At 65.3% G+C, this 5,355-nt stretch carries 6 protein-coding genes; all 6 read right to left on the bottom strand.

Features of this window, described 5'->3' with window-relative positions:
* Positions 1–92 precede the first annotated feature (92 nt).
* Positions 93–569, bottom strand: coding sequence for a nucleoside deaminase (locus Q0C59_RS18280; RefSeq protein ID WP_291218233.1), 477 nt, complete (start codon positions 567–569; stop codon positions 93–95).
* A gap of 85 nt (positions 570–654) precedes the next feature.
* Entirely contained in the window at positions 655–1,428 is a 774-nt protein-coding gene (locus Q0C59_RS18275; protein WP_291218231.1) for an ABC transporter permease, read from the bottom strand.
* A 13-nt stretch (positions 1,429–1,441) separates the two neighbouring features.
* The gene (locus Q0C59_RS18270) at positions 1,442–2,278 is read right to left on the bottom strand and encodes an ABC transporter ATP-binding protein (protein WP_291218228.1); all 837 of its coding nucleotides are present in this window, start codon (positions 2,276–2,278) and stop codon (positions 1,442–1,444) included.
* Between the two features lie 70 nt (positions 2,279–2,348).
* Positions 2,349–3,380 (bottom strand): ABC transporter substrate-binding protein, encoded by a 1,032-nt coding sequence (locus Q0C59_RS18265; protein WP_291218226.1) that lies wholly within the window; start codon positions 3,378–3,380, stop codon positions 2,349–2,351.
* A 243-nt stretch (positions 3,381–3,623) separates the two neighbouring features.
* Positions 3,624–4,493: an EamA family transporter gene (locus tag Q0C59_RS18260; RefSeq protein WP_291218224.1), complete on the bottom strand. Its 870-nt coding sequence runs from the start codon at positions 4,491–4,493 to the stop codon at positions 3,624–3,626.
* Positions 4,494–4,590: 97 nt separating this feature from the next.
* A partial coding sequence (locus Q0C59_RS18255; protein WP_291218222.1) for a metal ABC transporter solute-binding protein, Zn/Mn family occupies positions 4,591–5,355 on the bottom strand: 765 nt, incomplete at its 5' end.

The raw sequence follows: 5,355 nt of genomic DNA, 5'->3' as shown, positions 1-5,355 counted from the left end.
AGGAGGAGGGGCCGCAGGCCCCGGAGGACATTCGCGGAGCCGTGCCCCGTGGTCGCCGATGACCGGACCAGCCGGAGACACAAGGAGAGAACCTAACGCGAAGACCAAAACCCGAGATGCGGCTCCAACATCTCAGCCTCCAAAGAAGCCACAGGCCCGATGACCTCAACAGCCTTCTGACCCCTAGCCAACACCTCACGGCAAGGCAAAGACAAGGTGGGGTTTTCTTCGTGGCTGCCGGTGAGCGCGAGCAGGGCCTCTTCACTCGCCCCGTACACCACCCGACCGATGTTGGCCCAGTAAATCGTGCCCGTGCACATGGCACACGGCTCGAAGGTGGTCACCAGGGTGCAGCGTGCCAGGTACTCGCCCGGCCAGTTGTCCGCCGCCGTGCGCGCCAGCGTGGACTCGGCGTGGTTCACCGTGTTGATGTTGCCCTGCTCGGCCAACACCGTCTCGTCATCGGGGGCCACCAGCACGGCCCCAAACGGGTGGCGGCCCATGCTGGCTGCGCGGCGCGCCACGTCGTTGGCGCGGCGCAGGTGGCGCGCGATCTGATCGGCCGTCATGGCCGCAGCGCCGGGCCGCCCCAAGCAAGGCCGCACCCCCTCGGGGGGCAGCGACCCGCGCAGCGGTGGAGCGTGGGGGTCATGTTCATGCGTTCTGCGAACCCCGGTGTGCCCACCCGGTGGTGTGCTTCTCGATCCAGCTGAACAGCTCGTACATCACCATCGCCATGGCGCCCACCACCAGCAGACCGCTGAACGCCAGGCCCATCTGCATCGACGAACCGGCCGAGATCAGCAGGTAACCGATGCCTTCGTTCGACGCCGTCATCTCCGACACGGTGGTGCCCACGAAGGCCAGGGTGATCGCGACCTTGAGCGAGCCGAAGAAGTAGGGCATGGAGCGCGGCAGTCCGACCTTGGTCAGCACGTCCCAGCGCTTGGCGCCGAGCACGCGCAACACGTCTTCCAGCTCGGGCTCCAGCGTGGCCAGACCCGTGGCGATGTTCACCATGATCGGGAAGAAGCTGATGAGAAACGCGGTGAGGATGGCCGGGCCCACGCCGATGCCGAACCACACCACCAGGATGGGCACGAAGGCCGCCTTGGGCAGGGCGTTGAAGGCCGTCATGAGCGGGTAGACCGCTGCATACGCCAGCCGCGAGCTGCCGATGAGGAAGCCCAGCAACACGCCCACCACGATCGCGATGCCGAAGCCAGCCATGGTCACCCAGTAGGTGCGCCAGGCGTGGCCCAGGATGGTGGTTTTGTGCTCCATCGTCTGTTCCCAGATGCGCGAGGGACTGGGGAAGATGAATTCGGAAACACCGAAGCCGCTGGTGATGACTTCCCAGACGACGATGATGGCCAGCAGCAGCAAGAACGGCGACCAGCGCTCCATCTGTTTTTTGTTCAAGTTCATGGCGTGGGTCCGTTCACTGGTTGACAGGGGTGCGCATGGCGCCGATGTGGCCGCGGAGTTCCAGGACGATGTCGGAGAACTCCTTGGTGTACGTGACCTCCAGATCGCGCGTGCGCGGTATCGGAATCTCGCGCTGCACCACGAAGCGGCCCGGGCTCTTGCTCATGCAGTACACCGTGTCGGCCAGAAACACCGACTCGCGCAGGTCGTGCGTCACCAGGATGACGTTGAAACGCTGCGCCTCCCACAGGTCGCGCAGCGTGCACCAGAGCTCTTCGCGGGTGAAGGCGTCGAGCGCACCGAAGGGCTCGTCGAGCAGCAGCATCTTGGGCTCGTGGATCAGCGCGCGGCAGATGCTGGCGCGCTGCTGCATGCCGCCCGAGAGTTCCCAGGGAAACTTTTTCTCCATGCCGCCCAGGCCCACGCTGGCCAGCAGGCGGCCGGCGCGTTCCACGTATTCCTTGCGCCGGTCCTTGAACTGGCTGCGGTAAGGCTCCACGATTTCCAGCGGCAAGAGCACGTTGTCCAGCGTGGTGCGCCAAGGCAGCAGCGAAGGCGCCTGGAAGGCCATGCCCGAGATCTTCAGCGGGCCGGTGACCGGCTGGCCGTCTATACGGATCTTGCCCATGCTGGGCATCTTCAGCCCGGTGGTGAGCTTCATGAAAGTGGACTTGCCACAACCCGACGGGCCGACGATGGCAATGAACTCACCCTGCTTGACCTTGAGGTTGATGTCCTCCACGGCGAAGGTGTTCTTGGCCAGCAGGTCGTCGTTGTAGGCCAGCCAGACCTGGTCGAAATCAACGAAGGGCTTGTCGCTGGCGAGGTCGGAGGGTGGAGCGGTTTGCATGAAAAATTCCTGAAAAAAAGGCCAGCCGCCTGAGGGGTGGCTGGCCTGGGCCAGAGGTGCCGGGCCGGCCTTATTTCTTGGCGGGCGGCAGCACGTTGAGGTCGGCAGTGGCGGGCAACATGGAGCCGTTCCAGATCTTGGCCGGATCAACACGGGTCTTGGTGCCGTAGGCGTCAGAGACTTGCGAGGCCATCAGCGCCAGGCGACCGGGTACGACCTGGCCAAAGCCTTCCCTGCGCGCGTCGGGGCTGGCCACCACGGCGTCGATGGCGAGTTGGAGGCGGCGGGTCTCCAGCGGCACGTTGATGATGCCGTCGCGCGCTTTCACGCTCTCGATGGAGGCTGCCGGGTTGGCCATCACGTCTTTGGCACCCTTGGCAAAGGCGGTGAGGAAAGCTTTCACGGCGGCCGGGTTCTCGGCAATCATCTTGGGCGAGGCGATGATGGCGTTGCCGTAGAGCTTCACGCCGTTGTCGGCGTAATTCATGATGACCACGTCTTCGGCCTTCACGCCACGCGCTTCCAGGTTGAGCAGCGATGTGAACGAGAAGCCGGTGATGGCGTCGATGTCGCCGCGAACCAGCATGGTTTCGCGCAGCGGCGGGTCCATCGAGGTCCAGGCCACGCTGCCGATGTTGTTGGCCTTCTGGAAGATCGGGAAGCCCTTGCGGCCCGCGTCGAACACCGGGGCGCCCAGTTTCTTGCCGTTGAGGTCGGCGGGTTTGGCGATGCCGCTCTTCTTGAGTGCGAGCACCGCAGCCGGCGTGTTGTTGTAGACCATCATCACGGCCACGGGCTTGTTGGGCGCGTCCGGGTTGTTGGCGTGGAACTCCATGAGTGCGGCCATGTCGGCAAAGCCCATGTCGTAGGTGCCCGAGGCCACGCGGGTGACGGTACCGCCCGAGCCGTTGCCGGAGTCGATCGTCACGTCCAGGCCGGCGGCCTTGAAATAACCCTTGGCCGCAGGCTGCAGGAACAGGGCGGCCGGGCCTTCGAAGCGCCAGTCGAGCTGGAACTTGATGGGGGTCTGGGCCTGGGCACTGCCCATGGCCGCCAAGGTGGCCAAGGCGGCTGCGGTCTGGATGAAGTGGCGTTTGTTCATGGATTCTCCTGTGGTGTGAGGGTTTGCATGGGTTCGTGTCGGGAGCGCCCAAGCATGTTTCTGCATCAGCAATAAGGGTGCCAGCGGTGCTTACCCTTGGAAACAGGCGCTTGCGGGTGTTTTGAACACAGAATGTGTATACAGATTCTGGTTTCCCGGGCGGAAATCGTCTACATGGGTAACCCTGAATGGTGCGCACCAAGTTGGGGTGCACCAGGGCGGGGTGATTTTGCCCGCGATCTGTCAGCGTCCTGGCCGCCAGCGCGGCCAGAGAACAATCACCGCCAGACCCAGCAGCACCAGCGCGGCAGCGCCCAGCTTCCAGGCGGGCAGGGTCTCGCCCAGCGACAGGGCAGACGCTCCCATGCCGAACACCGGGATCAACAGCGCCAGCGGCGTCACCGTGGCTGCCGGGTGGCGCGCCAGCAACCAGTTCCACACGCCATAGCCAAAGAGGGTGTTGCCCACGGCCTGCCACAGCACGCTGGCCCACACCAGACCACTGGCCTGCTCGATCGCCGAGCGCATGAGCGCTGGCCCTTCAATGAACCACGACAAGGCGAACAGCGGCGGCACCGCAAAGAGGCTGCTCCACACCATGAAGTGCAGCATGTTCACCGGCCCGAGCGACTTCACCACCAGGTTGGCCAAGGACCAGAAGAAGGCCGCGCCCAGCACCGTGGCTATGCCCAGCAGCGTGACCGTGGCGTCGAGGTTGGCCGCGATCACGCCCAGGCCACAGAGCGCGAGCAACAGGCCTGCGATCTGGAAGCCGCGCACCCGCTCTCCCATGAGCCACAACGACAGGCCGATGGTGAAAAACACCTGCAGTTGCACCACCAGCGAGGCCAGCCCCGGCGAGATGCTGCTGCGCATGGCCAGGAACAACAAACCGAACTGCCCCACGCCCAGCAGCACACCGAATGCCGCGAGCTTGCGCCAGGGCGCGGTGGGCCGGGGAATGAACAGCAGCCAGGGCAGGGCGGAGAGTGCGAAGCGCAGGGTGGCGAGCAGGAACGGCGGCAGGCCGTCCAGCCCCCAGCGGATCACCACGAAGTTGGTGCCCCAGACGAAGACCACCGAGAGGGCGAGCAAGAGGTGGGTGGTGGGCAAGGATCGGTCCGCGGCGGTGAGTGGGGCGCCAGTGTAGCCACGCTTGCTCCACCCACTGGCGACTGCGCAGTCCGTCAGGGGACAGTTCGAGTCGGCATCATTCGCCCCGCACGGCGGTGGTGAGCACCCGTGTGTTGAATCGCATCATGTCGATGTAGGTGGGTGCGGCGCCGTCCGCAGCCGAGAGGGAATCGGAGAACAGCTCACCCGACGGTTTCACACCGGTCTCGCGGCCGATCTGCGCGATCAGCCGCGGGTCGGAAATGCTCTCGACGAACAAGGCCTTGATCTGTTCCTGCTTGATCTGGCGCACCAGCCGCGCCACGCCTTTGGGTGAGGCCTCGCTCTCCGTGCTCACGCCCTGGGGTGCCAGAAACTTCACGCTGAAGTCGCGTGCGTAGTAGCCAAAGGCGTCGTGCGAGGTGATCACCTTGCGCTGTGCGGCCGGGATGGGCGCCCAGGCCGCGCGGATCTCGCTGTCCAGCGCCTCGAGCTTCGCCACATAGGCCTTGGCGTTGCGCTCGTACACCTCGCAACCCGCTGCGTCTGCGCGGCACAGGCCCTGGGCGATGTTCTTCACGAACACCTTGGCGTTGCCCACGCTCTGCCAGGCGTGGGGGTCGGTCTCGCCGTGGTCGTGGCCGCCGTGCTTGTGGCCTTTGTGCCCGGCTTCCTGAATGGGCTGGATGCCCTGGCTGACCACCACTTGCTGGCCCTTGTAGCCGGCGGTTTTGAGCAGGCGGCTCATCCAGCCCTCAAAACCCAGGCCGTTGGAGAACACCACCTGTGCCTGACCCACCAGCCGGGCCTGCGCGGGCGTGGGCTGGAACACGTGGGCGTCGCTGCCGGGGCCGACCAGCAC

Source organism: Hydrogenophaga sp. (assembly GCF_022844385.1).
Classification (GTDB): domain Bacteria; phylum Pseudomonadota; class Gammaproteobacteria; order Burkholderiales; family Burkholderiaceae_C; genus Hydrogenophaga.
This window is presented reverse-complemented; position numbering and strand designations above follow the sequence as displayed.